Here is a 26,415-nt window from a genome sequence, read left to right as displayed (position 1 = left end):
TTAATCCTCCAAGATTATCTACCACAACAGTTTTTATATTTTTTACCACTTCCACAAGGACATAAGTCATTTCTTCCAACTTTTTCATCTTTTTTAACCGTTTTGCTTGTTGGAAGCGTTCCATCTGATGGCGAAGATAGATTCTCAACATCTACAACTGCTTTTCTTTCAACTGGAGTTTCTATTGTTATATTAAATAAATATCTTACAGTATCTTCTTTGATATGTTTATTCATTTCATCAAACATGTCAAAACCTTCCATTTTATAAGCAATAACCGGGTCTTGCTGACCTACAGCACGAAGCCCGATACCTTGACGTAATTGGTCCATAGCATCTATATGGTCTATCCAATGGTTATCAACAGCTTGAAGTAAGATTACTCTCTCAACCTCTCTCATTCTTTCATAGCCTACTTGTTCTTCTTTTGAAGTGTATATCTTCATAGCTATTTCATAAACTTTCTCTGTTATTTCAACTGGATTAAGCTTTTCTATTTCTGGTATTTCTATGCTACCTTTTGGTAAGAACAGATTATACATATGCTCTTTAAATCCGTCTTCATCAAACCCTTTATCTTGTGTATAAAGAGTCACTGCCTCTTCGATTATAGAATGAGTCATTGATTGTATTTGTTCTTGTAAATCTTCACCCTCTAATACACGTTTTCTTTCTGCATATATTATTTCTCTTTGTTTATTCATAACATCATCATATTGAAGTACATGTTTTCTTATTCCAAAGTTTTTACCTTCGACTTTCTTTTGTGCTCCTTCAATAGATTTAGATAATATTCTATGTTCTATCGGCATATCTTCTTCAAGGCCTATTTTATCTACAATTCCAGATATCCTATCACTTCCAAACAATCTCATAAGGTCATCATCAAGACCTATATAAAATCTTGAACTACCTGGGTCACCTTGACGACCAGCACGACCTCTCAACTGGTTATCTATTCTTCGAGATTCATGTCTCTCTGTACCAATTATAGCAAGTCCACCTGCTTCTACAACTTGTTTTTGTTCTTCTTGTGTTTGTTGTTTAAACTTTTCAAATAGTTTTTCATACTCTGCTCTAGCTTCAAATAGAGTTTCATTCCCTTTTACAGGTATCCCTTCTATTGGAGTATCTACTCTGTTTACTATTTCCTCTTTAAATCCATTTCTTCTCATTTCTCTCTTAGTTAAGAAATCCGGGTTTCCACCTAGAACTATATCTGTACCACGACCAGCCATATTAGTAGCTATTGTAACAGCTCCAAGTCTACCAGCTTGTGCTATTATCTCTGCTTCTTTATCATGATGTTTAGCATTTAATACTTCATGTTTAATGCCTTTTTTCTTTAGTATTTGTGATAATAATTCTGACTTTTCTATTGATACTGTCCCTACAAGTATTGGCTGATTAACTTTATGTCTTTCAATTATCTCTTGTGCTACAGCATTGAATTTACCTATTTCACTTTTGTATACAGAATCTGGTAAATCTTCTCTTATCATAAGTTTATTGGTAGGTACTTGGAAAACATCCATTTTATAGATTGCTTTAAACTCTTCTTCTTCTGTTTTTGCTGTACCAGTCATACCAGAAAGTTTTTTATACATTCTAAAGTAGTTTTGGAATGTTACAGTAGCTAGTGTTTTAGATTCTCTTTGTATTTTAAGACCTTCTTTAGCTTCTATTGCTTGATGTAAACCTTCTGAATATCTTCTACCAAACATAAGTCTACCAGTAAACTCATCAACTATTACTATTTCTCCATCTTTAGCAACATAATCAACATCTTTCTTCATTATTACATGTGCTCTTAAAGCTTGATTTATATGATGATATAACTCTGTATGAGATATATCTGTTATGTTGTCAACGTTAAAATATACTTCTGCCTTTTGTATACCTGATGCTGTTAGAGATACCGCCTTATCTTTTTCTTCTAATTCGTAATCATCTGGTTTTAGAGTTAACACAAATGTATTTGCATCTGAATATAAGTGAGTTGATTTGTCGCCAGGTCCAGATATGATAAGTGGTGTTCTAGCTTCATCTATTAGTATAGAGTCAACCTCATCCACTATAGCATAATTTAATCCTCTTTGAACTCTTTGCTCTTTGTGTATTACCATATTGTCCTTTAAGTAGTCAAATCCGTACTCATTATTTGTACCATAAGTTATATCGCAATCATATTGCTCTTTTCTAACTTTTGGATTTTGACCATGCACAATAACGCCTACACTCATTCCTAAAAATTCATATATTTTTGCCATTTGGTCTCTATCACGTTTTGCAAGGTAATCATTTACTGTTACAACATGTACACCTTTTCCTGTAAGGGCATTCAAATAAACAGGAGCAGTTGCAACCAAAGTTTTACCTTCACCTGTTTTCATCTCGGCTATTCTTCCTTGATGTAACACTATACCTCCAACCATTTGGACTCTATAGTGTCTAAGTCCTAACACTCTCTTAGAAACTTCTCTAACTACTGCAAAAGCTTCTGGAAGTATATCATCTATACTTTCATTATTTGCTAATCTTTCTTTAAATATATTTGTCATATTTTTAAGTTCCGAGTCTGCCATAGATTCAAATTTAGGTTCTAATGAATCTATTATATCAACAGTTTTATTGAACTTTTTTAATTCTTTTTTATCTGCCATGTTGAATAAATTATCCATAAAGCTCATATTTTACATCTCTCCTCGTTCTTTATTGTACTATTATTCATTTTACCATAAAAACTATACTTTTAATATTAATTTAAAAAGCTATCGATAATTTATTTATCGATAGCTAATATGATTAAATCTAAATTGCTTTATTCATGTTCTATTATACCATATCCACCATTATGACGCTTATAAACTACTGCTATTTCATCTGAATCTATATTCTTGAACATGTAAAAATCATGTCCTATTAACTCCATCTGTAATACAGCTTCTTCTTCGCTCATTGGCTTAACACTAAATTTCTTACGTCTTTGAATTACTAATTCTTGATTTTCATCTTCATAGTCCACTTGATCATCAGCTAGATTTATTTCTGCATCTTGGAATCTTATACTCTTGTTGTCTTTATGTTTATCTTGTAATCTCTTTTTATATTTTTTTAATTGTTTACTTAATTTATCATATACAACATCTATAGCTGTGTATAAATTTTCCTGCATATCTTCTGCTCTAATTATAGGTCCATTTACAGTAGCTATTGTTACCTCTATTTTTTGTCTTGCTTTTTTAGCACTTACTGTAACTTTTACATCAGTGTCTGGATGAATGTAATTATCTAACTTACTTAGTTTGCTTTCGATTTTACTTTTTATTGCATCAGTTAATTCGATTTGTTTTCCAGATATAATTATGTTCATAAGTACATCTCCCTTCAATTATGCCAGTATAAGAAAATTTATACTTTAGTAATATATTCTACACGAACTCTCATAATCCTCTTTTTATTATTAACTTTTATGATTTTTTCTATTCAATTGATAGAATTATTTCTCATTTTTAGTTATCTTAATACTCATGTGGATTAATATTATCACAACTACCTGTGGATAATGTGGATAAAACTGTTAATAACTCTTGTTTTTGTTTATTTAAAGCTATTTTTACTACTATTTCTATCCACAAATATCTCCATTAATTGTTTATTAATATGTGAATTCATGTCATAAGTTGGTAATTTTAGGAAATTATATGTATTATATGCCGTTTATCTTTTATAAATTTTTTATAAATATAAACCCTCTAAAACCTCCATATCCTATTTTTTCTTTCATTATTAGTATTCAAGACTATATAAAAGTAATAAACCACTTACAACAATAATTTCATGCTTAATACCTATTATCATGCATATACCCAAATTATAATTAACTCACACTCTTTATTTAGGTTTAGTATTTTATGTTTATACTATCTTGAAATCATATTTACGAGCTTTTTAAGTTTTTGTCTATCTATATCTTCAAAAGGATTGTTATTTATTCTAATAGCTGTACCAAAATGAAAATTGCTTGCTTTAGTTGATTCTTTTATCTTCTCTATATTATTGAAATTAAGTCCCCCACCTAAAAGAATTTTTATATGATTAGAACCAAACATCATATTCTTTATTATTTGTATGTTATCAACTATACTTCCCCTTCCACCTGATGTTAATATATTTGTAATTTTATCATAATCCTTCAAAATTTTGATACTATCCATTATATTTGATTCATCTATAGCTCTATGAAATGTAACATCAAGATTATCGCAACATTCCAATAAAACATTTAAATTTTTTTCATCTATGTTATTATCTTTATCTAACATACCAAATACAACTCCATTAGCACCAATCTCTTTAATTATACTTATATCTTTTTGCATTATGCCTATATCTTCCTCACTATAAATAAAACTTTTTGCATGATGTCTTATCATTACGTTCACAGGTATCTTTACACTATTAACAACCCTTTCTATAAGACCAAAGCTTGGTGTCAATCCACCTTCAGTTAAAGCACTAACTAACTCTATTCTATCTGCGCCACAATCTTCTATGATTTTAGCGTCTTCTACTGTCATTCCTATTATCTCTAACATAATTACTCCTTTGCCAATTCATATATTGCGTTTGCAAATATCTTTGCATTTAAAATTATATCTTCTATGTCCATATATTCATCAGGATTATGAGCTATTCCTTTTTGTCCTGGAAATGAAGGTCCAAATGGGACTATATTTGGCATTACTTTTGCATATGTACCTCCATTAGTTGTTACTGGAGTCCCATCTAATAATGTTACTCTTTCATAAGCTAGCTGAAGCTTTTTAATAAGCTTACTCTCTTTCTGAACCTCCCATGACTAAAGTCACAGGATTCCTGCTTCATAGAATTTTGCATACTAAAATATGTCTTACAAACTCTCCACAGGCTATCCCCGTAGTTCCTATGGTTCTTACATAAGTTATTTATTTTAAATTGTTATTAGTCTTAATCCTTCTTTTAATATATTTATACTTGCATTTATATCTCTATCATGAGTTTCATTACAACAAGGACAAATCCATTCTCTTATATTTAAATTCTTCATTTCCTCGTTTTTGTACCCACATTTATTACATATTTGTGAACTTGCAAAGAATTTACCTACCTTTACAATTTGTCTACCATACCAATTAGCCTTGTATTCTAATTGACGAATAAATTCTGACCATGACACATCAGAAATTAAGCGAGATAATTTACGATTTCTAGTCATATTCTTTACTTGTAAATCTTCTATGCAAATAATATCATTCTCTCGTATTAATTTAGTAGATAGTTTTTGTAGAAAATCCTTCCTTTGATTAGCTATATGTTCTTGAAGTCTTGCAACTTTTAATCTTGCTTTATTTCTATTTAAACTACCAATTGTTTTTCTCGATAATTCTCTTTGTAATTTAGCAAGTTTGTTTAATGACTTTTGAAGATACTTAGGATTTTCTATAAATTCTCCACAACTTGAGATACAAAATTCTTTAATTCCTAAATCTAAACCTATCTGATTATTAGTGTTTTCAAATGCTTCAATATCTATATCAGTACAACATAATGATACATAATATTTACCACTTGGTTCTTTGGATACTGTAGCATTAAATATTCTCCCTTGAGGTACTTGTTTATCCCTTACTTTAACCATACCAAGTTTAGGTAATTTTATATATTGACTAAAGTACATAATATTTCCATTTGTAAAGTTAGTTCTATATGAAAATCTATTAGTTTTCTTTGATTTAAATTTAGGAAATCCTGCATTTTCTTTAAAGAATTTTTTATATGCGTTTTCTAAATCTTTTAAGGTATTTTGTAGTGAAAATTTGTCAGGTTCTTTAAGCCACTCTAATTCTCTTTTTAAATTGGTCAAATCAGAACTGCACTGTTTATAAGTAAAAGTTTCTTTATTATTTTCATAAACTTCTATTTTTTTAGCAAGATACTTATTATATACAAATCTACAACATCCAAAAGTTTTGTTAATTAACTCTTGCTGTTTTTTATTTGGATACATTCTAAACTTATAAGCTTTTTCCACTACTATCACCTCACTTTAATTGTTTTTTATGATTATTAATATACATATCCGAGTAACTTCTATTTTTCATCACCCATTATAATATTAACAAACGTAATTATTTAAAACAATTATTTGGAAGGTTTTTATATTTATTTTTAAATAACATATTTAAGAACCGTAAGTCCTAATTTTTATCATTTTTGAGGTTGTCGTTCACATAAGTTCGCTACTACCTATGCAGTTCTCTTATGAACTTCTTACACTTTCATGCAAGCACAGACTATATCTTATCCTTCGGCATTATCCGTTAAGGTCTACCCACTTCCACTACCAATAGCTTGTAGTGTACTTCCCTCAAGAGGAATAGTCGTTGAAGTTTCTCCTACTTAGGAGCTTACCTGCTGATTGCCCATTTTAAAGTACTTAGGGTTTAACCTTATACCATCTAACCAATTTTTTCTACTTTCGTAACTTTCACACTTAGGTTTATTTCATCCTTATGTTTTAGTTTGGTTAGCTTTAGGGGTTTCCAGCAATTCAAGTAGTATTGGATAGGTTCTATCCTATCTCTACATATAAGTTTCCCTATATGCTGACTATTTTAGCTACTAATTCACGACTAAAGTCACAAGTGTGCGTAGCTATTTTTCAATCAAAATATACTGGATTAAAATTAGAAATTACTTCTATCTCAATGCTACTTGGAAAACTGCATCTTATTTCATCTAACACATTTCTTAGTTTATAGCTAAAATCATATTTTATCTTTATATCTAATATAATATCACCATCTTTTTTACTTAACTCTTTATATGTAACAATCACATTTTCAGATAGGTTTTCTATAAAACCTAAGAATGTGTCTTCTTCATAGATGTTTTTACTTTTGATTCTAATCCTTGCCATTCCTTTTTCACCATATACAACAGGATACTTACAGTCTGGTGTAAATCCCATAAGAGGGGCTTTTTCTTTTTCTAAATAATATGGTATATCTTCAAATCCACTTTCTTCATTTGTACCAAATATTATCCTAACTTTTTTATCTAGTTTTAAATCCAATTCTTTAATAGCATACAATCCATATAAAGCAGATATTATGGGTCCTTTATTATCTAATACCCCTCTACCATAAATTCTCCCATTGGCTTTTTCCCCTTCATAAGGCTGATACTCCCAACCTTCGCCTTCATGTACAACATCTACATGACCAATTACACAAACATAATCTTCACTCTCTCCATATTCTGCATACCCAATATAATTATCTAAATTTCTAACCTTAAATCCCAATTTTTCTGAAATTTCTAATGCTTTATTAAGTGCTTTACCTACTTTTTCACCAAAAGGGAAGCCATTTTCTGACTCCCCTTTTACACTAGGTATTTTTACAATATCTATAATATCACTTAATAAATCTTCTTTTAATTCATCTACTTTATTATTTATGATATTCATAAAAATCTCCTTATTATAAAAAACTCTACTTTATTATATGACTGATTTATTCTTTCACTTCTATTGGAGCTTTTATTCTAGCTTCATATGCTTCCATCCATTCATTTGATATAACCTTATGTGTAGTCTTACCATCTACTCTATTTGAAATATAGACTGTAGGAGCCTCTTCCTCAGTTACTACTGAAAAAGTAAAGTCTGCTATGTTTGTAGCTACTCCCCATTCTCCCTTATTATTCATGGCAACTAATGATAAATCACCAGCTTTTCCTCTTCTTTTAATAAGTTGTTCATCCAATTCATTTACTGCTATATCACAAGCTTCTTGTGGATGCTTACCTTCTTTCATAAGTCTAACTATCTCATAAGATATACATCCCTTCATTAGGTCTTCTCCTAGACCAGTAGCTGTAGCTCCTCCTATACTACTATCAACAAAAAATCCCGAACCAGATAGTGCAGAATCTCCTATTCTGCCTCTTTTTTTCATAAATAATCCACTCGTTGAAGTAGCTGCACACATCTTACCATTTTTGTCTAAAGATATCATGCCAACAGTATCATGACCAGCATATGGGCTTAACCCCTTGTCTAGAGTTTCTTTTTTTCTCTTTTTATAATGCAACTTTGCTCTATCAGTCAACATATTTTTTCTTTCAAATCCATTTTTATGAGCATATTCTTCAGCACCTATTCCAACCAAGAAATTATTTACCTTCTCATAACTTAACTTTCTAGCTATACTTACAGGATTAGAATAATCCCTTATACCAGCAACTGCCCCAATATCTAATGTATTACCATCCATAAATGCAGCATCAAGCTCTACCTCACAGTTTTCATTTGGAAGTCCTCCATAGCCAACTGATTTATAGAATGGATAATCTTCAACTCTTCTTACAGCAAGTTCTACGGCATCTCCTGCTTCCATACCTTTTTCTAAACGCTCTGATGCCTCAGTTATACCTTCTAGAGCCATTCTCCATGTCGCTATCATTCCCCACATGTCAAAATTCCCCTCCTTATTATATAGATTTTACTAATCTATTTTTATTATAAATAGTGTATTATTTAAGTTTGTTAACATTAGAACACTAATTAATAACAAAACTCTTCTTTCATCAAAGTTATATCCTCTTTATTTGCCATTGATTTTGCTAATTTACATATGTTGTTTAGTGAATCATTAAGTCCAATTCCACCTTTTTTTGGCGTCTTAACTATGCATATATCATTTTTATATTCGTTTATTATATCTATATTTTCTTCTGACATAGCTGCAAATGCTGATATATTAGTCTTATCATTTATATTTTTACATAATATAGCTGACATCTTAGAAAAATTTTCATAATTAAAACTTGGTCCACAAATTACTACATCAGGGTTTAATTTTTTTACCATTGCTATCATTTTGTTTGTTACATCCTCTTCGTTATTTATAAAAAATTCGTCTCCACAAAATAATGTAGCTATTACTTTAGACTCATCTAAAAATGGTTCCATCATTATACCTGGACCTAATGGGCTTGATTTTCCAGCAGGAGGTATATTGTTTTTTTCTTTTCCTCCAGCACCAGCTTGTATTTGGTCCAATATCATAACTATTTTTTTCATAATCTTCCTCCTATAATACTAAATCATCAAAAGATATATCATCATCTTCCTCTTCAACATTTGTCTTTTCTTCTTTCAAATATTGTCTATCTAGCATTTTTATAAATGGCATATACATAAATATTCCTAGTACAAGAAGTGCTAATTGTAAAACAGCCCCTTGCCATCCTGTTGTTAGAAAGCCAGAGAATATAATTGGAGTTGTCCATGGTAATTGAACTCCATTTGTAAGTGGCACTAAACCTGCTGACATACAGAAATAAGCTATTATTATATTTATTGTTGGAACTATTGCAAATGGTATCAATAATATTGGGTTAAGCATTATTGGTAGACCAAATATCAATGGTTCATTTATACCAAATATTCCTGGTAAAATTGACAATTTCCCCATTGATTTTATACGTTTACTTTTACATATTAATAACATAGCTATAACTAATGATAATGTACTACCTGCTCCTCCAAATGTTGCAAACATATCTTGGAATTGACCAGTTATTATGTTTGGTATTTTTGAACCAGCTTGGAAGGCAGCTAAATTTTCAGCTGATAAAATTTTTAATATAGGATTATACACAGCTCCAACAACACTGCTTCCATTTATTCCAAAGAACCAGAATAAGTGTAAGAATATGTAGGCGATTGCCATTGCACCTAAGCTATTTCCTAGTTTTAATAATGGCATCTGTAAAAATTTAAATATAAATTCATGTATACTTCCATATGGTGTAGCTTCAAAGGCTATCTTAACTAAAAAGAAGACTATCATAACTATTGCACTTGGTATTAACGCAGCAAATGATTTTGATACAGTTGGAGGAACTCCATCTGGCATTTTTAATGTCCATCCTTTTTTGACAACTGCTGCAAACAATTTTACAGAAGTTATTGCTGTTATCATACCTACAAACATTCCTTTAGAACCCATCCACCCTAGTGGTATACCTGTTACCATATAGACTGATGTTGTTCCATCTGGTGTATATGGTATCACAAATGGTGTTACTATAAAAAAAGCAACTATTGCAACTGCCGCTGATGCTATTGGGTCTACATCTATTTGTTTTGCATAAGAATATCCAATTCCTAAAACTGCAAGTAGAGTCATTACTTCAAATGTTGCTACAGTTGGTTGTTGTAATTTGACAGCCCAATCTGAACCAAAAATTTGACCTACAAATTCATCCCATCCTTTTATCGGAAAATTTGCTACTAATAAAAATAATGAACCTATTATTAATAATGGTGATGATACTAAAAAACCATCTCTAATTGCAATTAATAATTTATTTTTACCTATTTTCTCAGCCAATGGCATAAGTATTCTTTCCAATTTATTCATCTATCCACCCTCATTTCCAATTATTTTCTATTATGATTCTATGCTTGTTTAGATTTTATTAACTTTATAGCAAGTTTTAATACTTTTTCCCCATTCATAGTTCCATAATCAGCTTCATTTATTATATCTATAGGTTTACCTTGAGTTTCAAACTTTGGTTTTAATTCCTTTAACATGTACTTAACTTGTGGTCCTAATAATATACAATCTGGATTCTTTTCTTCAACTATTTTATCAATTTCTGCGATTGGGAATGCTTCTACTTCTATTGGTAAATTATGCTCATCTGCTACCTTCTGCATCTTACCTGCAAGCAAACTTGTTGACATTCCAAAACTACAAAATAAATATACTTTTCTTTTCATTCTTTTAAATCCCCCTTAATTCTTTTTATTTTAATTTTTGAATTTCTTTTCTTAATATAATCATTTCTTTTATAAGATTTCTCTCACTCATACAAGTCATCAAATGGTCTTGAGAGTGAATTAATAAGATAGATATATCTGACTTATTTCCTCCAGCTTCCTTTTGTATAAGTTCAGTTTGTACTTTATGTGCTTTTAAGATTTCTTCGTTTGCACTTTCAACTAATTCATCTGCCTTTTTAAAATCGTTTTCCTTTGAACAGTTAAGAGCTTCATAAAGCATGGATTTTGCATTACCAGCATGAATTATAATCTTTAAAACTATTTCTTCCATTTTTTCCTCCTAAATTGCTTCTCTACTTTTAGCTAGTTTATATCTTACAAACATATAATATCGTATAAAATCAAAAAAACATGCACAACTTTTTCCATCACCTGGAAAATTTTGTGCTTATCCATAAATCACTATGAATTTTATATAAGAATATCTTTTACTTTTGCTATATCACATTTACTTAGAGTATCCAACATACCTTCATCTTCTGTTAGATTAGATATTTCTTTAAATAATTCTCTAAATATTTTTCTGTCATCATCCTTTTTATAAGCTAATAAAAGTATAATATTTATATCTTTTCCATTTCTAATTTTTATTGGTGTTTTTAATCTTGCAAAACATAATACAGATTGCTTTATATATTTCATGTCTCCATGAGGGAATAGTATTCCCTTTCCAACATTGGTTGGATATGATTTTTCTCTTGTTATAATAGATTCTAAATACTCCTTTTCTGCATAATGCTTTTCAATCAATAAATTAGTTAAATATGTTATGGCTTCATAAATATCATCATGATCTAACTCCCTTATTAAATAATCAGACATCATTAATCTGTTCATAAATTTATATGAAGTATCTTTTTCTTTTATTTTATTTGTAAATTCTTTGAGCTTATTCTCATCTTCATCAGTAAATAATGGAGTTGTTATGAAAATTGGCTTTTGAATATTTTCATATTCTTGAAATGCAATTATAAAGTCTATTGTTTTGTCAAAGTTATCTCTTTTTAAATCTTCCTCTCTTAGTGTTTCAACAATTTCTATAGTATCAAATCTCTTTTCTATTTTTACTTTTAATAGCATACTCACTCCAAAACTAAATGGACATACAATGCTTGCTCTCTTATTTGATTCTCTTTTATTATATTTCCTTTCTAGAGATGTTTGAAAGTGAAGTGTAAGATAACCTATTTCATCTTCAGTTATTTGTTTTCCTTTTAATTCAATTTCTATTGAATTTGATATTACTGTATATAAAAAACAAAACTTAGTTTTTATATTATCTAATAGTGGGTTTTCCAAATAAACATTACTTTTCATTTGGTGCATTGTAACATTTAAATGGCATATTAATTGCTCATAAAGCAATATATCATTATTGAAATTTATTCCTGATTCCTCTGACACTAAATTTATAATTTTTCTTGTATACTCTGCTAATTCTTCATTTAAATATAGTGCTTTTTTAGTGTTACTACTGTTTATCTGCTTATTCATACCAAATATTAAAGATTCTATAAATAATTTTTCTTCATGATTTAATACTATAGATAAATTGGATTTTAATTCATCTTCTATATGTAAAATAAGCATTTTTAACTTGAGCTCTTTCTTAGTATTTAATACTTTCAAAGAATTGCCTAGCCTTATTCGTATTGTATTTATAAGTAAAAATAGCATCAGTTGTCTGAATGATATATCTGTAAGTCTTATATCCATATTATCTTCTATAGTAGACATTATATTTTTGACAATTATTATATCTACTATATGAAAATATTCTATCTCATCTATGTTTAGCCTGTATTTATCTATGTATTTAAATAAGAATGATACTAACATTATCCTTATATCTTTCTCATCCCCTTCAACGCATATACCACTACCTTTTTTGGTTGAGACATTTAAGTTATAATTATTTAATGCCACTGATAATTTACTTATTTCTTCTCTGACAATATTTTTATTTATGTACAATTTATTAGATAAATCATTTAAAGTGACTTTTTTATTGTTACAAAGTAGTAGATTTAATATCTCAACTTGCTTATGAAGCTCACTATTTACTCTTTTAACTTCACCTCGTAACTTCTGATTTACTAGTATTTTATCTGTATCATCTCCACTAAATTTGACTCCTATATTAGGTTTTCTTTTTATATAAGCATTACAAAAAGTAGATAACCATTCATCAATATATTTGCAATCATTTCTTATTGTCCTTTCTGAGCATTCAAAATCATTGGCAATCTCATTGACATTTATAAACTCTTCTTTTAATAGCAATGTTGTTAATAAGTTTTCTTGTCTTTTGTTCAAATATATCACCTCTTTATGACTTAGCCTTAATTTATTATATACAAAAAAGAGCTACACATAAAAGTATTATGCTAGCTCTCTTTAATATGATATTTAGCTGACCTGGTTTTTGACCCCACACTCGCCTACTGGAGGGTTCGCTTGGGTTCGCCGCACTACTACTCTCTCTCGATTTTATTATCGGTAGGTCTTACTTCTAAGCCGCACCATGATCATTAACCCAATTTTTAGTGTTAACTTACGTGGATCCTTTTGCCTGCGACTGGCTTGGACTTTCAACCACAGACCTAAATATCACTTATTCATTTTAATATTTTAAATTAAAATTGTCAACATATAAGATTATTCCATAACATAATTATCACTTGCTCTTGTCAGTAGAGTCAATACAAATACCTTATTAGCACCAGATAACTTTAGAAGTTTAGAAATTTCATTTGTTGTCAAACCTGTAGTAAATATATCATCTATTAAAAGTAAATTTTTATCATTTATTAATTTTATATTTTCTTTAACTTCAAATACATTTTTTAGTTCTTCTTTTCTTTCTTTTTTGTTTAATTTATAGAGCATTCTTGTATATTTTTTTCTACTTATACAATCTAATAATGGAATATTAAGTATCTTACTTAAATTAGACGCTATTTTTTGTGCTTGATTAAATCCCCTTTTGTTCAACCTTTTTTTATGAAGTGGAACAAATAGTATATAATCAAATTTTAAGTTTTCCAAATACAATTTTTCTTTCATTATCTGAGCTATATACCTAGCCATAAATGTTTTTTGATTATATTTTAGTCCTAATACTATCTTTTTGCTTACATCATTATATTCAATGCAAGATATAGATTTATCAAAATAAAAATCTTTATTAAAACAATAGCTACAGTCTTCAAAAAACTCCTTTTCAATTGAATGACGTGTTATTGGTTTTCCACATTTCATACAACCATCTTGTATAAAATTCATTTCATTAAAACAGCTTTTACATATTGAATAAGTATTTGTTTTCTTTATGGATTTATCACAAATTATGCAACTTATATTCTCAGGATATATAAAATCCAGACATTTATTAATCATGTTTTGTAAACGCTTAATAAAATTATCATTGCATATTTTCATATTTATTCTATCAACAACCCTTCTCGCTTAAATTTATTCAACTTATATCCTAAATTTGAATACCTTTGGTTCACTCTATTATTTTTTATCATATATTCAAGATACTTTACATCTCCAACCAATACAACTAATTTTTTTGCTCTTGTTACAGCTGTATATAATAAATTACGGCTAAGTAACATGGGAGGAGCCCAAGTTATTGGTAATACTACAACTGGAAATTCACTTCCTTGACTTTTATGTATTGTTGTACAGAAACTATGGTCAATTTCATCTAATTCATCATATAAATAAGATACAATTTTAGTTTGGTCAAATAATACATATATAGTTTTCTTATCTTTATCTATATGATAAACATATCCTATATCTCCATTATAGATGCCTTCTCCACTTTCTTTTTGGTCTTCTGTTTCCCATTTTTTTGTATAGTTATTTTTTACTTGCATTACTTTATCGCCTACTCTAAAGAGTCTTTTAGAAAAACTCTCTTCAACTTTAAATTTTTCTTTTTTGTTAAGATACTTTTGTAACTCTATATTGAGATTAGTAACTCCTAACTCTCCTTTTCTCATTGAAGATAAAACTTGTATGTCTTTTAATTTATCAACTTTATAAAATTTAGGTAATCTTTCATTAACTAATCCTATTATTTCATTTAATATTTCTTCATTGGTAGATTTTCTTATAAAAAAGAAATCTTTCTCTTTTGTATTTAAATAAAGCGGCTCTCCATTATTTATTTTATGAGCATTTACAATTATCATACTCTCTTGTGCTTGTCTAAATATTTCATTTAATTTAACCACATTTATAATATTAGAATCAATCATATCCTTAAGTACATTTCCAGCTCCTACAGAAGGTAGTTGGTCACTATCTCCAACCAAAATTACTCTTGTTCCTATCTTTATAGCTCTAAGTAGATTGTACATTAAAATTATATCTACCATTGATACCTCATCAACAATGATTACATCTGAATTTATTGGGTCTTCTTCATCTTTAAAAAAAGTTAAATCATCATCTGTTGAAAAACCCATTTCTAATAATCTATGTATAGTTTTTGCTTCTTTATCAGAAGTTTCACTCATTCTCTTTGCTGCTCTTCCCGTCGGAGCTGCTAAGGTCACACTTTTACCATTATTCTCAAATATCTCTATGATAGAGTTAATAGTGGTTGTCTTACCAGTCCCTGGGCCACCAGTTATAATTAATACTCCACTATTAATAGATTCTTTGACTGCTAAAATTTGTTTTTCTGCTAACTTGATTTTTTTATCTTCTTCTAAAATATTAATTTCACTATCTATATCTATTTTCAAGTCTTCAAATTCATACTGTGATAATTTTACGATTTGACTACATACTCCATTTTCAGCTAAATAATATGGCATAAGATATATAAGATTTTCATTGTTTACTTTCTCTATATGTATTTTTTGGTTATAAACTAACATCATTATACACTCTTTTATTATTTCTCCATTTAGCTCCAATAATTTTTCCGAATCTTGTATTAGAACATGCTCTGGTAAATATGTATGTCCATTGCTTAGAGATTTATTTAAAGTGTATAAAATTCCCTGACAAACTCTATCTTTAGAATTTTTATCTATGCCAATTTTATTGGCTATACTATCAGCCACCTTAAATCCTATTCCTCTTATATCTTCAGCAAGTTGGTATGGATTTTTATTTATGACTTCTATTGCACTGCTTTTATATTTCTTATATATTTTTAGACAGTAATTTGGCGTTATTCCAAAAGGAGATAGTTCTATTATGATGTTTCTAAGCTCTCTGTCTTCTTCATAACTTTTTACTATTTGTTTTACCTTTTTACTCCCTATACCTTCTACTTCTTGTAGTCTTTCTGGTGAATTTTGTATCACATTTAGTGTATCTACACCAAACTTATCAATTATTCTCTTAGCCATTTTTTCACCAATACCATGTATCATTCCAGAAGATAAATAAACATAAATTCCTTCTAAGGATGATGGTGTCACTGGCATAAAACTATTCACTTCAAACTGAGTACCATAAATTTTATGGTTTACCCATTTACCTTCAACTTCGATACTCTCTCCAATTGCCAAAGTAGGCATACATCCTACAATTACAATTTCATCCTTTTCATTTACCAGATGAGCTATTGTATATCCATTGTCCTCATTTTTAAAGACTATTTCACTTATCATTCCTTCTAATTTTTCCATTTTTATCTCCTAAAAATACTAATACTCGCTCCATTTAAGTTAGTATATTTTATATGTTAGACTATGATAGTTCTAGAAAAGTTTTTATACTTTTATACTTAACCTAATTTCCAACTATTATACATTTTATCAGAAACAAAAAAAATGTGCATCCAAAAAATATGGCACCTTAGAAAACAGGTACCATATTTTAATAACTATTTTATTTTAATTACTTCATGTGTAAAGTACAAACTAAATTTCATAAATTTATTCTAATATTAACTTATCTCAGATTTATTTTCCTTATACCCACTGGTTTTAGTAATTCTTCTATAAAGCATACATAGTAAAATCAAAATTCCCATGTAACCTGTATACGGATATAGTGTTCCTACTAGCTTATCAAATGGCAATAGACCTCCTATACATGCTAGTATACTTACTACTATTGTTATCATTCTAAATTTAGGATGGTCATCCTCTACAAATCTATTAGTTACTGACCATAATAGTGGTACAGCTGTAGTGTATATTCCTAATAAAAGAACTACTGAGAATAAAATACCTATTATTGGAGATATCTTATCAGCTAAATAAAGTGCTGGTATCTCTTTTGTATATATATTTCCTATGTCTGAAAGTAATGCTAAATTCATCATTATAGCTGCTGCCATAAGAGCTACTCCACCTATTATACCACCCCACACAGCATCTTTCTTATTTACTGCAGAAGAACCCATTCCTGTCAAGAATGTTATTACTATTATTACATTATAACAAGTATAAAGCACACCTGAGAAATACCCACTTGATGTAGCAGTTTTAATGTTTAGACTATCAACCATAGCTCCAGCATTTGGTAAAGCATCAATATTACTACACAAACTAATAGCTCCTACTAAAAGTGTAAATATTATTATTATAGGACCTATATTACCTAGTATTTTAGAAAGCCTTGTCAAACCTAAAGAAACAGTTATTAGGGAAACGATTGCCATACCAATCCTACCTACATATGGATTTAATCCATAGTACTCTGATAATGTAGCTCCTGCTCCTGCAATCATTATTACTAATGTTCCAAATAAAAATAGTGGTCCAAACCATTCAAAGAATGTGCCAAGATATTTTCCACAGTATACTTGATAAATCTTTATTGGCTCCTTAAGCTTCAATTCTCTTCCTTTATCTATAACTTCTGCTCCAAACCATGAAAATAATACCATAGATATTATTCCACCTATAATACCAGCATATCCATAAAACGTAAAAAATTGCAGTATTTCTTGACCAGTTGCAAATCCAGAGCCTATTACAGTAGCCACATAAGCTCCAGCAAAACTTATAACAGTTTTAACATTTATCTTGCCTGACATACATTACTCCCCCCTAATTAAAATAATTTTTTAAGTGTAAGTTTATTAAGATTATATTAGACGTATTATTGTGATATTTCAATATATTTTTAATAATTTAACAGTAGTTAACACATTCTTAACCAGTTTTTAACATATATCCTATAATATGTATCAATTTGCCATAATATTATAAAACAAAATACACTAATCTAATTAAATACTGTTTGTTTATTATATGATGAGAAATTTACATTTATTAAAAATATTTAATCTACAATAAAAAAACTGTTAGAAAGTAATCTTAAAATTACATTCTAACAGTCTCTTAGTTAAAAATTATTCACCTAGAGCATCTTTTCTTAATTGCTCAACTTTGTCAATTTTTTCCCAAGGTAAATCTATATCAGTTCTACCAAAGTGACCATAAGCAGCAACTTTTTTGTAAAGTGGCTTTCTTAAATCTAAGTCTCTTATTATAGCTCCTGGTCTTAAATCAAAGTGTTTATTTACTAATTCAACAAGTTTTTCTTCTGAAACTTTACCTGTCCCAAAAGTATCTATAAATATAGACAGTGGTCTAGCTATACCTATAGCATATGCAAGTTCTATCTCACATTTATCTGCAAGGCCAGCTGCAACAATATTTTTCGCAACATATCTAGCTGCATAAGCAGCAGATCTATCAACTTTTGTAGGGTCTTTTCCTGAGAAAGCTCCTCCACCATGTCTAGAATATCCACCATAAGTATCTATTATTATTTTTCTTCCTGTAAGACCTGTATCTCCTTGAGGTCCTCCTATAACAAATCTTCCTGTTGGATTTATATAAATTTTAGTTTCTTCATCAAGTAATTCAGCTGGTATAACCTCTTTAATAACATGATTAATTATATCTTCTCTTATTTTATCATTTGATACTGTTTCACAATGTTGAGCTGATATAAGAACTGTATGTACTCTTACAGCTTTATTTCCTTCATATTCAACAGTAACTTGAGTTTTTCCATCTGGTCTTAAATAATCAACTAAACCTGTCTTTCTAACTTCTGTAAGTCTTCTTGATAATTTATGAGCCAAAGATATTGGAAGTGGCATTAATTCTGGAGTCTCATTGCATGCAAATCCAAACATTATACCTTGGTCTCCAGCTCCAACTTTTTCTATTTCTTCTTCTATCTCTTCTCCAGTCTTGCTTTCTAGACCTTCATCAACTCCCATAGCTATATCTCCAGATTGCTCATCTATAGAAGTTATAACTGCACAAGTATCACAGTCAAATCCATATTTTGCTCTTGTATATCCAATCTCTCTTACTGTTTCTCTTACCAGTTTAGGAATATCTACATAAGCAGATGTACTTATTTCTCCTGCTACTAAAACTAATCCAGTTGTAACTGTAGTTTCACAAGCTACTCTAGATTGTGGGTCTTTTTCTAATAATGCATCTAATATTGAATCTGATATTTGGTCACATATCTTATCAGGATGTCCTTCTGTAACTGATTCTGACGTAAATAAATGTCTTGCCATTTTTATTCCCCCTTATACATTCTTAATTTTTATTATAGGTTTTACCTTATTTTTAATTTTAGAAATTTTACTCAAAATAAAAAACCTCTCCTTTATAAGAAGAGGTTAATAATCGTAATTGTATACTAATTAACTGACCTCATCTTTCAAGACTTTTGTCTTGTAGGAATTAGCACCTTTTCCCATTTGGGTGGTTGCTGGGCTTCACAGGGCCTATCCCTCAGCCGCTCTTGATAAGGTAATCAAGATTTAAGTTTTGTTTTACTTTACTAGCTTACTATTTTTTTAAAATTTTGTCAAGATTTTTAGTCATATTTTTCCCATACCTTTTTTTGTAAGACAAATAAAATATTATCTCTATCTGAAATTTAAAGTTAGGTCTTTTTACTGTTTTTTATTCATATATTTTTTTGAAGGGGGTGTTCCTATTGTATTTAGCTAAAGTAAATTACAGCGATGATGATGTTATACAGATGCTAAGTTCAGTTCTAAAAACTATAATTAATGAAAATACGATTGTTGTTTGCATAGGAACAGACAGGGCTATAGGTGATACTTTAGGCCCTTTAGTTGGAACAATACTTAAGAACAGTAAATTTAAATACCCCGTTTACGGTACACTAGATAACCCTATTCACGCCTTAAACATATATGAGTCTTTAGATACTATAAAAAATACACATATGCAAGGTAACTTCTTGGCTATAGATGCTTGCTTGGGGTCGCAGAGTAACATAGGTAATATACAAATTAGAGAAGGACCTATCCTGCCCGGAAAAGGTGTTGGCAAAAAACTACCTCAAATAGGAAATTATTCTATAGTGGGAATTGTAGATAAAATTGATGAAAACAATAGACTTTCATTTAATAATATACGTCTTAGCTTTATATTGGACTTAGCTGAAACAATAGCTTTAGCTTTATTAGTATCCACCTAAGTCCAATGTGAAGTAACCGATAAAATTCTTTATATAAAAAGGTAGATATTTTAGAGTATCTGATTAAATACTCCAAATTATCTACCTTTTTACTCTTATGTTGTTAGTTTTTACTTTTCAACCAAAGCAAACATTAATTCACCTTTACAGACAAGCTCTTCACCAACATATGCTTTAGCATCTGCCTTAGCTATATTTCTTCTAAGAGTTGTCATTTCAACTTCCATAGTTAATGTATCTCCTGGTCTTACTTCTCTCTTAATTCTAACTTTATCTATACCTGCAAATACACCTAATTTTCCTTTATTTTCCTCTACAGACATCATTGCAACTCCACACACTTGTGCCAAAGCCTCTACTATCAAAACTCCTGGCATTAATGGATATTCTGGAAAGTGACCTTGAAAAAATGGCTCGTTAACTGTTACATTTTTTATACCAACAGCTCTTTTTCCAACTTCTAGTTCTGTAATCTTGTCCACCAATAAAAATGGATATCTATGTGGTATTAATTTTTTTATTTCATCTATATTTAGCATTATAAACTCTCCTAATTATTTTCTTCTAAAAGACCCACCTGTTTCAAGTAAGTCTATTGAACCCAAAGCTATTCCTGTACCTTTTGCAACACAAGACAATGGCTCCTCTGCTATTGTAACAGTTATCCCTGTTCTCTGTTCTATTATTTTATCTAATCCATATAATAATGAACCTCCGCCAGTCATTATTATACCAACATCTCCTATGTCTGCTGCTAACTCAGGAGGTGTTTTTTCTAAAACAGCATGAGTGGCAACTACTATTTGCTCAACACATTCTCTAAGAGCTTCTAGCATTTCTGTTGAATTTATAGTTATAGAACTAGGAAGTCCTGTAATTAAGTTTCTTCCTGTTATCTTCATATATTTTTCTTCTTCTCTCTTAAATGCAGAACCAATTTCAAATTTGATTTTCTCTGCTGTTCTTTCTCCTATAAGAAGGTTGTGTTGTTTTTTCATATACTTAACTATAGAATCATCAAATCTATCCCCACCAACTTTTATAGATTCACTTACAACAGCTCCTCCTAGAGATATTACGGCTATGTCTACAGTCCCACCACCAATATCTATAATCATATTCCCATTAGGCTGTGATATGTCTACTCCAGCCCCTATGGCTGCTGCTATTGGTTCTTCTATGATATATACTTCTCTAGCTCCGGCTTGTCTAGTAGCATCCTCTACTGCTCTTTTTTCTACTTCTGTGACACCCGTTGGTACACATACCATAATCCTTGGCATGAAGAATCTTCCAAATCCTTTTTTATCAACTATCTTATCTATAAAAGATTTTAACATCTTTTCAGTTACATCATAATCAGAAATTACACCATCTCTTAAAGGTCTTATAGCAACTATATTACTTGGTGTTCTTCCTATCATTTTTTTAGCTTCTTCTCCCACAGCTAAAACAGAATCTGTCCTATTATCTATTGCTACAACAGATGGTTCTTCTAAAACGATTCCCTTACCACTAACATAAACAAGTACATTTGCAGTACCTAAATCTATGCCTATATCAGCTCCAGCCATTTTTTCAACTCCTTCATTTATATATTAGATTATATTATAAGTCTATTTTAATACTCCTATAATAAAGCATATACAAAAATCTCGCTTTAATCAAGAGAAAATAAATGTTTTAAGAGTATTATTATTCTGCTATTTATAATTATTTAATATATTTATTACAATAATCTAATTCAATAAAAAAAGTAGGTTTTTAACCTACATTTTTTTATGTTCCTTCTCATACTTTAATTTAGTTGCTAATCCCCCTCTAATATGTCTCTCTGATTTATTCTTGTCTAGCACACTTTTAACTTCTTTGGCAAGGGATGGATTTATTTCCTTCAATCTTTCTGTAACATCCTTGTGAATTGTACTTTTACTTACTCCAAATGTCTTGGCGGTTTGTCTTACTGTAGTGTTTTTTTCAAGTATATATTTTGCTACCACTATGGCCCTTTCCTCTATATGAGATCTCAAAGATTACCCCCCTCACATAATAGCTTTAATGATATATATGTAAAAACACCAAAAAATATAACAAGCTTAACCAAATATGATTAAACTTGTTATACTTTTACTTAATTAGACTCATTGGGTCTATAGATTTCTCTCCGTTATATGCCTCTAAGTGTACATGTATGCCCTCTTCACTCTCTACTTGAGAAGTGCTTCCTACAGTACCTAGAGATTGTCCTTCTGTTACCTTCTGTTCTTTTTTAACACTAACATTTTCATCTAAGTTTGAATATACAACTACAATATTATTGTCACTTTTTATTTTTACTGATTTTCCATATTCTTCATCATCAAATACATCTACTACCATTCCGTTTAATAGAGATTTTATTTCTTTACCCTTAGTACAACTAACATCTACACCTTTATGAGTTTCCCAGACATCTAGTGTTTTAGAGTAACTAGGTTCTTTTTCTGAATATCCTCTTATTATCTTATCTCCAATGTAGTTTAATTTTGTTGTACTTGACTTATTTTCTTCTTTTGACTTAGCTTTTTCTAAGTTTTGTTTTGAATCTGTTGCAGTAGGAATAGCATCTTTCTTGTCTTTTTCAATTAAATGTATTTCCTCTTCACTATCTTTATTAGCATTTTCCATCATGCCTTTATTAGAAGCTAATTTATCTACATTATTATTTGTAAACCAAACTCCACCTACTGCTAATAAACAAACACATACAAATAAAGATAAATAAAAACCATCTTTTTCTAACAGCTTTTTCTTCATTTTGCACCTCCAAATATATTTCTACATTTGGATTATTGACGTGTTTTTGGTATTTTATACAATTATTAGTATATATCTTTTATTTTTGTATCTGTGTAGTAATGTGATAATATGTCATAATATTTATAGCCTTCTTCTGCCATTCCTTCTGCTCCCCACTGGCTCATACCAACACCATGCCCATATCCTTTTACTACAAAATCTATGTATCCTTCTCCAAATTTTATGTCAAAGTTGGCAGAGTTTAACTTAAAAACAGTTCTAATGTCTTTTCCAGTCAACTCTTTATTTCCTAATTTTATTTTTTCTACAGTTCCTGCATCACTTCTTTGAGTTATTGAGACTTGTTTGCTTAAATTATTTGTATCTATTACAATAGTGCTATATGCTCTTCTAAGACTCTTAACAAAGTCTGTATTACTTATTTTAAGTGTAGATGCAAACTTAGGAGAATACTTATCATAAGGACTTTCTACAGATTTTAGATAAGGATATTTTGCAGAAAATACTTCTTCACTGTTTTCTGTTTTTCCTGAAGATGTAGAAAAGTAAAGAGGAAGTATTGCTTTATCACTATAAGTTATTATCTGTCCTTTAGTTCCTCTGACAGCTTCTTGGATTTTAGAGTATTTATTCTTAATCCATTCTTCACCATTCAACTTTTTAAGAGTATCATAACTCTTGTATTCTTGACAGTGTTTGTAGTCAGTACATACTACCGCATTTTTATGTTTACTTGGTTTCTCATGTTCCTGCTTATATACTACATATGTTCTAGCTGCCACAGCTTGAGCTTTTAGCGCTTCTATGTCAAACTCTGAAGACATCTCACCAGCTATTACTCCACATAAGTAATTCTCCATGTCCATTTTTTCAACTTTTCCTGTTATATGATTGTACACATTGATGATTGGTGTTTTTTTATTTACAGTTTCATAGTTCACTATCTTTTTTTCTTCTTTATTACCTTCGTCTTTGATATCACTTTTTTTAATAGTTTTGTTTATAGATACTGATTTCTCTGGTTTTTGAGTTAGTTCTACATTTTTATAAGAAACTAAAGTTATAAGTGATGGAACTAATACAGAACAAGTCACGAATCCTAACAAAACAACCAATGGGTTCTTCATATACTCTCCTCCTTAGCTTTTAAAACCTTGTATTTAAGTATATGAACAACCCTATTAATTTATAACTTTCTTCTCTAAACCAATTATTAATCTTCTACTATTTCGATTTGACCACCTAATGCTGTTATCTTTTTATCTATATCAACATAACCTCTTTGAATATGGTATATTTCTCCTATTTGAGTTTCTCCTTCTGCTATAAGACCGCATAAAATAAGGGCGGCACCTGCTCTTAAATCAGTAGCATTTACTGCTGCACCATGCAATTCATCTACACCATTAACAACTGCACTTCTTCCATCTATTTTTATATTAGCGCCCATTCTATTAAACTCAGCAACATGCATAAATCTATTTTCAAAAACAGTTTCTATAACTACACCAGTTCCATTTGCTACAGTAAGCATAGCCATAAATTGTGCTTGAACATCTGTAGGAAACCCTGGATGTGGCAAAGTCTTTATATCTATTGGTTTTAACACTTTTGGACCTACTACTCTAACAGAATTGTCCATCTCTGTGATTTCGCAACCAGCTTCTCTTAATTTAGCCACAACTGGCTTTAAATGCTCCATTAAAACATTTTCAACAGTTATATCACCTTTTGTCATAGCCGCTGCAACCATATAAGTTGCTGCTTCTATTCTGTCTGGTATTACATTATGTTCTGCTCCTTTTAACTCTTTGACACCTTTTATCTTTATAGTGTTAGTACCTGCACCTTTAACATCTGCTCCCATTTCGTTCAAAAAGTTTGCTAAATCTACTATTTCTGGCTCTTCTGCTGCATTTTCTATTATTGTAGTACCTTCTGCTAAAGAAGCTGCCATCATTATATTTTCAGTTGCTCCAACAGATGGAAAATCTAGATACAATTTATTTCCTACTAATTTTTCTGTCGCTGCTTCAACAAAACCATGGTCCATTTCTATCTTTGCACCTAAAGCTTTAAATCCTTTTAAATGTAAATCTATAGGTCTTGTTCCTATAGCACAACCTCCTGGCATAGAAATTTTTGTACTATTAAATCTAGCAAGTAATGGTCCCATAACCAAAAAAGAAGCTCTCATCTTTCTTACAAGCTCATATGGAGCTTCACAAGTTTTTATATTACTTGCATCAACAGTAAGTGTATTTTCTTTATATTCAACCTCTGCTCCTACATGTCTTAATAAATCTGATATTACATGAACGTCTCTTAAATTTGGTACTCCATTCAATGTTGATTTTCCGTTCGCTAATAAAGTTGCTGCTATTATTGGTAAAACTGCATTTTTTGCACCATCTATTTTAACACTACCTTTAAGTGGATTACTCTTTTTTACTATTATCTTAGCCATATTTTTTGATCTCCTCATAATTAATAATCTAATTTTATAATTGGTGTGGCAATATATATGAGTGTTTTTCCATTATCCTCATTATATTTAATTCCTATATTTAAATTAATTTTTTCCCCTAAATAGTCTAAATCATCATTTAATACTTTACTATATGCTGTTATTGATAAAAAGTTTACGTCTTTCACTTTATCTATTTGCTTAGCACTCATATTATATAATATTTCTTGTAAAATATCATCATATTTGTTGTTTTGTAACCTTTTTGTGTATTCTCCAACAATGCAAGCAGACACATCTACTTGAGATGAATATTTATTTAACACGTTTTCTACGTTACGATAAATATCCTCTTTATGTTTATATACTTTGTTGTCCAATATGTCAACTATTATGTAACCTTCTTTATTATTTTTATTTATTCCTTTTATAGAAATTTCTTTATCGCTACCTTTTATAGTAGCACATAATTGCATTTTATTGCCATACCCTTTTTGATTCCAATTTATTCCTTTTTCATCCAACTTTAGATTGTTAATTATTTCTATAAAAATATTACGAAATTCTTTATTTGATAAATTATAATTTATAACAGAATTGATTTTTACATTATAAAATTTAAAATCTGCTTCCGAAATTTCAAGTGCATTAGTTAATCTATTATATCTAGTATTTATACTTGTATCTGCATAAGATATTGTCATTCCTATAATCATTAATATAAAAAAGCATATAGCTAATCTTATCCTTTTCATAATAAAAAATCCCCCTTAAA

The 26,415-nt window shown here is 29.7% G+C and carries 23 protein-coding genes, 1 pseudogene and 1 riboswitch; of the genes and pseudogenes, 1 reads left to right on the top strand and 23 read right to left on the bottom strand.

What is annotated here, in order from left to right:
* Nucleotides 1-14: 14 nt before the first annotated feature.
* From secA to metK, 16 genes and pseudogenes are all read right to left on the bottom strand, one after another.
* Entirely contained in the window at nt 15-2,690 is a 2,676-nt protein-coding gene (secA, locus tag ACTG45_RS01285; protein ID WP_021382567.1) for a preprotein translocase subunit SecA, read from the bottom strand.
* Nucleotides 2,691-2,821: 131 nt separating this feature from the next.
* The gene (gene hpf / locus ACTG45_RS01280) at nt 2,822-3,373 is read right to left on the bottom strand and encodes a ribosome hibernation-promoting factor, HPF/YfiA family (protein ID WP_021382565.1); all 552 of its coding nucleotides are present in this window, start codon (nt 3,371-3,373) and stop codon (nt 2,822-2,824) included.
* A gap of 550 nt (nt 3,374-3,923) precedes the next feature.
* A complete protein-coding gene (locus ACTG45_RS01275; RefSeq protein ID WP_479917889.1) occupies nt 3,924-4,598 on the bottom strand; it encodes a copper homeostasis protein CutC in 675 nt (224 codons plus the stop codon).
* Between the two features lie 2 nt (nt 4,599-4,600).
* A pseudogene (locus tag ACTG45_RS01270) lies at nt 4,601-4,837 on the bottom strand (M20/M25/M40 family metallo-hydrolase); the annotation flags it as partial.
* Between the two features lie 135 nt (nt 4,838-4,972).
* Complete coding sequence (tnpB, locus tag ACTG45_RS01265) at nt 4,973-6,082, bottom strand: IS200/IS605 family element RNA-guided endonuclease TnpB (RefSeq protein WP_479917888.1); 1,110 nt, start codon at nt 6,080-6,082, stop codon at nt 4,973-4,975.
* A 621-nt stretch (nt 6,083-6,703) separates the two neighbouring features.
* Entirely contained in the window at nt 6,704-7,513 is an 810-nt protein-coding gene (locus tag ACTG45_RS01260; RefSeq protein ID WP_479917887.1) for a Sapep family Mn(2+)-dependent dipeptidase, read from the bottom strand.
* Between the two features lie 46 nt (nt 7,514-7,559).
* Complete coding sequence (locus tag ACTG45_RS01255) at nt 7,560-8,519, bottom strand: glycosylasparaginase (protein ID WP_479917886.1); 960 nt, start codon at nt 8,517-8,519, stop codon at nt 7,560-7,562.
* A gap of 92 nt (nt 8,520-8,611) precedes the next feature.
* Nucleotides 8,612-9,130 (bottom strand): GrdB-related putative oxidoreductase, encoded by a 519-nt coding sequence (locus ACTG45_RS01250; protein WP_021382556.1) that lies wholly within the window; start codon nt 9,128-9,130, stop codon nt 8,612-8,614.
* A 10-nt stretch (nt 9,131-9,140) separates the two neighbouring features.
* Nucleotides 9,141-10,475: a PTS cellobiose transporter subunit IIC gene (celB, locus tag ACTG45_RS01245; protein WP_021382538.1), complete on the bottom strand. Its 1,335-nt coding sequence runs from the start codon at nt 10,473-10,475 to the stop codon at nt 9,141-9,143.
* Nucleotides 10,476-10,513: 38 nt separating this feature from the next.
* The gene (locus ACTG45_RS01240) at nt 10,514-10,840 is read right to left on the bottom strand and encodes a PTS sugar transporter subunit IIB (RefSeq protein WP_479917885.1); all 327 of its coding nucleotides are present in this window, start codon (nt 10,838-10,840) and stop codon (nt 10,514-10,516) included.
* A 25-nt stretch (nt 10,841-10,865) separates the two neighbouring features.
* Entirely contained in the window at nt 10,866-11,174 is a 309-nt protein-coding gene (locus tag ACTG45_RS01235; RefSeq protein WP_021382549.1) for a PTS lactose/cellobiose transporter subunit IIA, read from the bottom strand.
* Between the two features lie 140 nt (nt 11,175-11,314).
* Nucleotides 11,315-13,228 (bottom strand): BglG family transcription antiterminator, encoded by a 1,914-nt coding sequence (locus ACTG45_RS01230; RefSeq protein ID WP_479919659.1) that lies wholly within the window; start codon nt 13,226-13,228, stop codon nt 11,315-11,317.
* A 333-nt stretch (nt 13,229-13,561) separates the two neighbouring features.
* Nucleotides 13,562-14,344, bottom strand: a complete 783-nt coding sequence (locus tag ACTG45_RS01225; RefSeq protein ID WP_044212035.1) for a ComF family protein — start codon at nt 14,342-14,344, stop codon at nt 13,562-13,564.
* Nucleotides 14,345-14,346: 2 nt separating this feature from the next.
* Nucleotides 14,347-16,566, bottom strand: coding sequence for an SF1B family DNA helicase RecD2 (gene recD2 / locus ACTG45_RS01220; RefSeq protein ID WP_021382543.1), 2,220 nt, complete (start codon nt 16,564-16,566; stop codon nt 14,347-14,349).
* Nucleotides 16,567-16,826: 260 nt separating this feature from the next.
* Nucleotides 16,827-17,924: a YkvI family membrane protein gene (locus ACTG45_RS01215; protein WP_021382531.1), complete on the bottom strand. Its 1,098-nt coding sequence runs from the start codon at nt 17,922-17,924 to the stop codon at nt 16,827-16,829.
* Nucleotides 17,925-18,242: 318 nt separating this feature from the next.
* Entirely contained in the window at nt 18,243-19,436 is a 1,194-nt protein-coding gene (gene metK, locus ACTG45_RS01210; RefSeq protein ID WP_021382544.1) for a methionine adenosyltransferase, read from the bottom strand.
* 136 nt (nt 19,437-19,572) lie between these two features.
* Nucleotides 19,573-19,676: riboswitch (SAM riboswitch) on the bottom strand.
* Nucleotides 19,677-19,864: 188 nt separating this feature from the next.
* Here metK and yyaC point away from each other — a divergent pair.
* On the top strand, nt 19,865-20,374 hold the full coding sequence (gene yyaC / locus ACTG45_RS01205; RefSeq protein WP_021382545.1) for a spore protease YyaC: 510 nt from the start codon (nt 19,865-19,867) through the stop codon (nt 20,372-20,374).
* A 110-nt stretch (nt 20,375-20,484) separates the two neighbouring features.
* Here the strand turns inward: yyaC and fabZ are convergent, their stop codons facing one another.
* From fabZ to ACTG45_RS01170, 7 genes are all read right to left on the bottom strand, one after another.
* Nucleotides 20,485-20,913 carry a 3-hydroxyacyl-ACP dehydratase FabZ gene (gene fabZ / locus ACTG45_RS01200; RefSeq protein ID WP_003425446.1) on the bottom strand — a complete coding sequence of 143 codons (429 nt, stop codon included), beginning with the start codon at nt 20,911-20,913 and terminating at the stop codon, nt 20,485-20,487.
* Between the two features lie 15 nt (nt 20,914-20,928).
* Complete coding sequence (gene mreB / locus ACTG45_RS01195) at nt 20,929-21,948, bottom strand: rod shape-determining protein MreB (protein ID WP_021382530.1); 1,020 nt, start codon at nt 21,946-21,948, stop codon at nt 20,929-20,931.
* Nucleotides 21,949-22,143: 195 nt separating this feature from the next.
* The gene (spoIIID, locus tag ACTG45_RS01190; RefSeq protein WP_044212029.1) at nt 22,144-22,404 is read right to left on the bottom strand and encodes a sporulation transcriptional regulator SpoIIID; all 261 of its coding nucleotides are present in this window, start codon (nt 22,402-22,404) and stop codon (nt 22,144-22,146) included.
* Nucleotides 22,405-22,501: 97 nt separating this feature from the next.
* Nucleotides 22,502-23,170 (bottom strand): M23 family metallopeptidase, encoded by a 669-nt coding sequence (locus tag ACTG45_RS01185; RefSeq protein WP_021382550.1) that lies wholly within the window; start codon nt 23,168-23,170, stop codon nt 22,502-22,504.
* A gap of 65 nt (nt 23,171-23,235) precedes the next feature.
* Nucleotides 23,236-24,300 carry a stage II sporulation protein D gene (gene spoIID, locus ACTG45_RS01180; protein WP_479917883.1) on the bottom strand — a complete coding sequence of 355 codons (1,065 nt, stop codon included), beginning with the start codon at nt 24,298-24,300 and terminating at the stop codon, nt 23,236-23,238.
* Nucleotides 24,301-24,386: 86 nt separating this feature from the next.
* Complete coding sequence (gene murA, locus ACTG45_RS01175) at nt 24,387-25,640, bottom strand: UDP-N-acetylglucosamine 1-carboxyvinyltransferase (RefSeq protein WP_003420721.1); 1,254 nt, start codon at nt 25,638-25,640, stop codon at nt 24,387-24,389.
* Between the two features lie 20 nt (nt 25,641-25,660).
* A complete protein-coding gene (locus ACTG45_RS01170; RefSeq protein WP_021382552.1) occupies nt 25,661-26,395 on the bottom strand; it encodes a YwmB family TATA-box binding protein in 735 nt (244 codons plus the stop codon).
* Between the last annotated feature and the right edge of the window lie 20 nt (nt 26,396-26,415).

It is taken from the genome of Clostridioides sp. LIBA-7602 (genome assembly GCF_056688945.1).
This window is presented reverse-complemented; position numbering and strand designations above follow the sequence as displayed.

Excerpts from the sequence above, each read along its gene's own strand:
- secA (WP_021382567.1), bottom strand. The coding sequence starts at position 2,690 with ATGAGCTTTATGGATAATTTATTCAACATGGCAGATAAAAAAGAATTA.
- hpf (WP_021382565.1), bottom strand. The coding sequence starts at position 3,373 with ATGAACATAATTATATCTGGAAAACAAATCGAATTAACTGATGCAATA.
- ACTG45_RS01275 (WP_479917889.1), bottom strand. The coding sequence starts at position 4,598 with ATGTTAGAGATAATAGGAATGACAGTAGAAGACGCTAAAATCATAGAA.
- ACTG45_RS01260 (WP_479917887.1), bottom strand. The coding sequence starts at position 7,513 with ATGAATATCATAAATAATAAAGTAGATGAATTAAAAGAAGATTTATTA.
- ACTG45_RS01255 (WP_479917886.1), bottom strand. The coding sequence starts at position 8,519 with ATGTGGGGAATGATAGCGACATGGAGAATGGCTCTAGAAGGTATAACT.
- ACTG45_RS01250 (WP_021382556.1), bottom strand. The coding sequence starts at position 9,130 with ATGAAAAAAATAGTTATGATATTGGACCAAATACAAGCTGGTGCTGGA.
- celB (WP_021382538.1), bottom strand. The coding sequence starts at position 10,475 with ATGAATAAATTGGAAAGAATACTTATGCCATTGGCTGAGAAAATAGGT.
- ACTG45_RS01240 (WP_479917885.1), bottom strand. The coding sequence starts at position 10,840 with ATGAAAAGAAAAGTATATTTATTTTGTAGTTTTGGAATGTCAACAAGT.
- ACTG45_RS01235 (WP_021382549.1), bottom strand. The coding sequence starts at position 11,174 with ATGGAAGAAATAGTTTTAAAGATTATAATTCATGCTGGTAATGCAAAA.
- ACTG45_RS01225 (WP_044212035.1), bottom strand. The coding sequence starts at position 14,344 with ATGAAAATATGCAATGATAATTTTATTAAGCGTTTACAAAACATGATT.
- recD2 (WP_021382543.1), bottom strand. The coding sequence starts at position 16,566 with ATGGAAAAATTAGAAGGAATGATAAGTGAAATAGTCTTTAAAAATGAG.
- ACTG45_RS01215 (WP_021382531.1), bottom strand. The coding sequence starts at position 17,924 with ATGTCAGGCAAGATAAATGTTAAAACTGTTATAAGTTTTGCTGGAGCT.
- metK (WP_021382544.1), bottom strand. The coding sequence starts at position 19,436 with ATGGCAAGACATTTATTTACGTCAGAATCAGTTACAGAAGGACATCCT.
- fabZ (WP_003425446.1), bottom strand. The coding sequence starts at position 20,913 with ATGCTAAATATAGATGAAATAAAAAAATTAATACCACATAGATATCCA.
- mreB (WP_021382530.1), bottom strand. The coding sequence starts at position 21,948 with ATGGCTGGAGCTGATATAGGCATAGATTTAGGTACTGCAAATGTACTT.
- ACTG45_RS01185 (WP_021382550.1), bottom strand. The coding sequence starts at position 23,170 with ATGAAGAAAAAGCTGTTAGAAAAAGATGGTTTTTATTTATCTTTATTT.
- spoIID (WP_479917883.1), bottom strand. The coding sequence starts at position 24,300 with ATGAAGAACCCATTGGTTGTTTTGTTAGGATTCGTGACTTGTTCTGTA.
- murA (WP_003420721.1), bottom strand. The coding sequence starts at position 25,640 with ATGGCTAAGATAATAGTAAAAAAGAGTAATCCACTTAAAGGTAGTGTT.
- ACTG45_RS01170 (WP_021382552.1), bottom strand. The coding sequence starts at position 26,395 with ATGAAAAGGATAAGATTAGCTATATGCTTTTTTATATTAATGATTATA.